3 protein-coding genes and 2 pseudogenes are annotated in these 4378 nt (G+C 70.6%); all 5 read right to left on the bottom strand.

The window, feature by feature from the left end:
* A pseudogene (locus tag ACWD1Z_RS36545) lies at window positions 1-149 on the bottom strand (S-(hydroxymethyl)mycothiol dehydrogenase); the annotation flags it as partial.
* A 57-nt stretch (window positions 150-206) separates the two neighbouring features.
* Window positions 207-1412 (bottom strand): cytochrome P450, encoded by a 1206-nt coding sequence (locus tag ACWD1Z_RS36540; protein WP_451125096.1) that lies wholly within the window; start codon window positions 1410-1412, stop codon window positions 207-209.
* Between the two features lie 159 nt (window positions 1413-1571).
* Complete coding sequence (locus tag ACWD1Z_RS36535; protein WP_451125094.1) at window positions 1572-2555, bottom strand: PDR/VanB family oxidoreductase; 984 nt, start codon at window positions 2553-2555, stop codon at window positions 1572-1574.
* A 268-nt stretch (window positions 2556-2823) separates the two neighbouring features.
* Window positions 2824-3330 (bottom strand): DUF6415 family natural product biosynthesis protein, encoded by a 507-nt coding sequence (locus ACWD1Z_RS36530; RefSeq protein WP_451125092.1) that lies wholly within the window; start codon window positions 3328-3330, stop codon window positions 2824-2826.
* A gap of 230 nt (window positions 3331-3560) precedes the next feature.
* Window positions 3561-4291: pseudogene (locus ACWD1Z_RS36525) on the bottom strand (AMP-binding protein); the annotation flags it as partial.
* Window positions 4292-4378: the final 87 nt, after the last annotated feature.

Here is a 4378-nt window from a genome sequence, read left to right as displayed (position 1 = left end):
TCCCGGTAGTGCAGGTCGGTGTGGCAGACGCCGCACGCCTGCACCCTCACCACCGCCTCCCCCGGCCCGGGGTCGGGTACGACGACCGTCTCTACGCGTACCGGTTCGCCCTTGGCGCGGGCGATGACACCGCGTACGTGCTGGGGCATGGGGAAGGTCCCTTCTTTCGGTTGGGTGCTGCCTGGGGTGGGCGTCTGGACCGGTGGTCAGTTCGCCGGGCGGATGCGCAGGGGAAGTGAGGCCCAGGAGCGCAGGGTGTTGTTGAGGTGACGGCGGGGTGGCCCGACGAGTTCGAGATGCTCGACTCGGTGGGCGAGGGCGGTCAGCAGGGACTCGGCTTCCAGGCGTGCGACGTGCTGGCCGACACACTGGTGGATGCCCATGCCGAAGCCGACGTGGCCCGAGGGGTCGCGGGTGAGGTCGAAGCGGTCGGGGTCACTCCAGCGCTCCGGGTCACGGTTCGCGGCGCCCAGGAACATGAGGATCTTGCCGCCCTCGGGGATGCGGGTACCGGCGATGTCGACATCGCGGGTGGCGGTGCGGAAGAACGTCTGCACCGGCGACTGCCAGCGCACCGCCTCGTCGAACGCCACCCGCGCCAGCTCCGGACGGGCGCGCAGCCGCTGCCACTCCTCCGGGTGCGTGGCGAAGGCGTACAGCGCCGCCGCCAGTGCGTGCACGGTGGTGTCGACGCCGGCGGTGAGCAGGGAGCGCACCACCAGTGGCGCCTGCGCGTGGGTGAGGTCGCCGCGGTCGGCGGCGGCCCAGATCCGGGCGCCGAAGCCGTCCTCGCTCAATGCCTCGCGGGCGCACTGGGCGTTCACCCAGGCCGACAGTTCGCCCACCCGGTGCGCGTCGGCTTCCACGAGGGCGTTGCGCGGTCCGAAGGCGTTGAAGGCCATGTTGCCGTAGGGCAGGAGATTCTCCCGCCCGTCGGGGCGGATACCGACGGCGTCCGGGAAGACCCGCAGGGGGAACGCCTTCGCCAAGGCTTCGAAGGCGTCGAACTCCCGCCCCTGGTCGGCCAGTACCGTATCGACGAGTTCGTCGGCGACCGCCTGCCACGACTCACGCAGCCGACGCAAGGCGAGCGGGGCGAGGATCTCGCGCAGGACGCGGCGTGGCGCGTCATGGTGGGGTGGGTCGGCCTCCAGCAGCAGGCTCGGCGGGCGCCACGGCTTCTCGTGACGGAAGTTGGCCAAGCCGACACCGGCGCCGGACTGGAAGGTCTGCCAGTCGACGAGGGCGGCATGCACCTCCTGGTATCGGGCGAGGGCGTGGACGTCGTAGCGGGACAGGCGGACGACGGGACCGGCTTCGCGTACGTGCCGGTGGAGCGGTGCGGGGTGTGCCAGGTGCTCGGGGGCGAACGGGTCGGCGTCGCTGACCGGGGGCGAGGCGGGGGCGGTCATGGCGGCTCCATGTTCGTGAAAGGCGGTGCGGGGCTTGGATGTTCGTGCCGAACGGGCTCGCGAATCCGGCAGCGCTCGGCTCAGTCGGGCGCCGGTTTCGGAGCGGCTCAGTCGGCCGCCGAGGCCGGAGCGGCTCAGTCGGGCGCCGGTTGCGGACGCTCAGAGGTCCAGGACGAGGCGGTCGGAGTGCGAGCGGGACACGCAGGGCATCATGCAGTCGCCTGCCGCGCGTTCGTGGTCGGCCAGGACCGCGTCGCGGTGGTCGGGGGTTCCCTCCAGTACCGGGACGAGACAGGTGCCGCAGGTGCCCTGCTCGCAGGAGGACAGCACCTCGGCGCCGGCCCCGCGCACGGCATGCAGTACGGAGACGTCCGGGGTGACGGTGACCGTGCGGCCGGTGCGCCGCAGTTCCACCTCGAAGGGCGTCCGGCGTACGGGCTCGGACCGGTCGGCGGCGGTGAACCGTTCGGTACGCAGGCTGTGTTCGGGCCAGTGGGCGCACGCCTCCTGGACGGCGGCCAGGAGAGGTGCCGGTCCGCAGCAGTAGACCTTGGTCCCGGGCAGCGGTTCGCTGAGCCACCCGGCCAGGTCGAGCAGGCCGTACTCGTCCTGGGGGCTGATGTGCACGCGCTCGCCGTGGGCGTGTGTGAGGTCCGCGCGGAACGCCATCGAGGCGCGGGTGCGGCCGCCGTACAGCAACTGCCAGTCGGCTCGGACCCGTTCGGCTTGCTGGATCATCGGCAGCAGGGGCGTGATTCCGATGCCGCCCGCGATGAACAGGTAGCGGTCGGCCGGCACGAGCGGGAAGTGGTTGTGCGCCCCGCCGACACCCACCCGGTCACCGGGCATCAGCCGGTCGTGCACGTAGCCCGATCCTCCGCGCCCGGCCGCCTCGCGCAGGACGGCGATGCGGTAGCTGTACGGATCCCAGCGGTCGCCGCACAGGGAGTACTGCCGTGTCGTCCCGTTCGGCAGCACCAGATCGATGTGGGATCCGGGCGTCCAGTCCGGCAGCCGCACACCGTCGGGGTGGTCCAGGGTGAGGGACACGACGCCGTCCGCGACGACGTCCTTGGCTCGGACCCGCAAGGACAGGGTGGGGGTGGGTCGGGGTATCGCGGGCAGCAGGTTGTGTACGACCACGTTGTCGCCTCCCGTCTGTGGAATGCAGGAAGGATGCGCGTGGCCGGCGTCGCGGAGCGAGGGCATTCTCATTGAGTGAGAGACGAAGTTCTCACCCATGCAGTGACCGTCTGGAGCCACATCATGGGCGAACTTGGAAAGGCTCAAGGCCGTGGTTGTACGGGTCCACAGTCGCCCGGCGCCGAAGGAGGGCCCGCCCCGGTCGCTCGATCTGTCCAGCGTTGGCAAACCTGGACGGGTGTTGGAGGCAACGGCCATGCGGATCGGCTCAGGGGCAGCGGATGCGGACGGCGTGGGCGCAGCGCTCGTGGATCCGTCCCGCGACGGCCGATCCCCCCGACGGGCTGTCTTTGCCGTTCCGCAGCGTGTCCTCGCCCGGCCTGAGCGCCTGGTCGCAGACCGGGCACATGCGAACGCCGGTCAGCGTCTCGTAGTGATCGCACAGCGCCAGCAGCGACCGGCCGAGTCTGCGCACGTGCGCCACAGCGTCATGCGGCAGCACTCCAGGGCCGGTGTTCAGCTTGGTGCGGGCTTCGCGGACGGATACGAGTGCGCAGTAGCGCGGTACGTCGTCAGCGGGTAGCCGCTCGGCGGCCTGTTCGACCTCGGGGATGATCAGCTGCAGATGGGCGCGCAGCATGCCGGTCAGCATCTCCAGCGCGGACCGATCGGTAGGAGTCACATCGGGTGGAAGTACCTCGGCGACACTCGCGCGCATCGTGAGGACATCCACCGGTGCCGCGCCCGGGGCTTCACGACTCTCGGTGGCGTTCACGACGCGTCCTCGCCGTCCTCTTCGGCCAGGCAGGCACCCACCATCACCAGCCCCAGTACGTCCGCCACAGCGCATAGCCGGCCGGGCCCCTTCATCGGCACCGCCCAGTACGACGCCAGCGTGCCCTCGTCCGACTCCGAGAGAGCCGGGTGAGGGACCCCGAGGTAGGTGCCCGCCCCCAGGCACTGGGCGGTTGTCGCCCGCCACACCCGCGTAGTGCCCGGCGGGACGATCTCGGGGAGGCGTTCGACGATGTCGGCGCTGCCCAGGCGTACGCCGTTGCGGTTCAGGGTGCTGTCGGAGCGGCCGTGCACGATCACCGAGCCATGACCCGTGACCGTGATCCAGTCGCCGTGGCGCCATACGCCCAGGTAGGAGGAGAAGTAGGCGTCGCGGTAGCGGGTGCTGTCGGGGTCGTTCCAGAAGTACAGCGGCATCGACGGCATCGGGCGGGTGAGGATCAGTTCCCCGACCTCGCCGGTCAACGGGCGGCCCTCGGTGTCGTACGCGGCAAGTGCCCACGCCCAGGTGCGGCGCGGACAACTCCCCCGCCGAGATCGGCGTGTTGGGCGCGCTGCCGGCGAAGCCGGACACCACTTCGGTGCCGCCGCTGATGGACGCGAGCAGGGCGTGGTCGCGGACCCAGGGGTAGGCGGAGGCCGGCAGGGCGGAGCCGGTGCAGCCGACCACGCGGATCGAGGACAGGTCGTGCCCGGAGGGGTCGATGCCGTACTTGGCCATGCCCAGCAGGTTCTGGGGGCTGGTTCCGAAGACGGTCACCCGGTGGCGTGCGGCCAGTTCCCACAGGACGTCGAGGTGGGCCAAGGGCGCCGGGCTGCCGTCGTACGTGCACGTCGTCGTACGTGCACGTCGTCGCGCCCGTCAGCAGGGTGGAGGCGACCAGGTTCCACATCATCCAGTGCGTGGTGGTGTACCACAGCAGGCGGTCGCCGGGGCCTAGTACTGCAACGGTGCTTGTTCTGAGTGCTGGGCAGTTTTCAAGGGCTGTGTCCACGGCGCTTGTAGTGACTGAGCCGTGCTTGATACT

Source organism: Streptomyces sp. NPDC002784 (assembly GCF_053592135.1).
The sequence above is the reverse complement of the archived record's forward strand: the minus strand, read 5'-3'. Positions and strand labels throughout refer to the sequence as shown.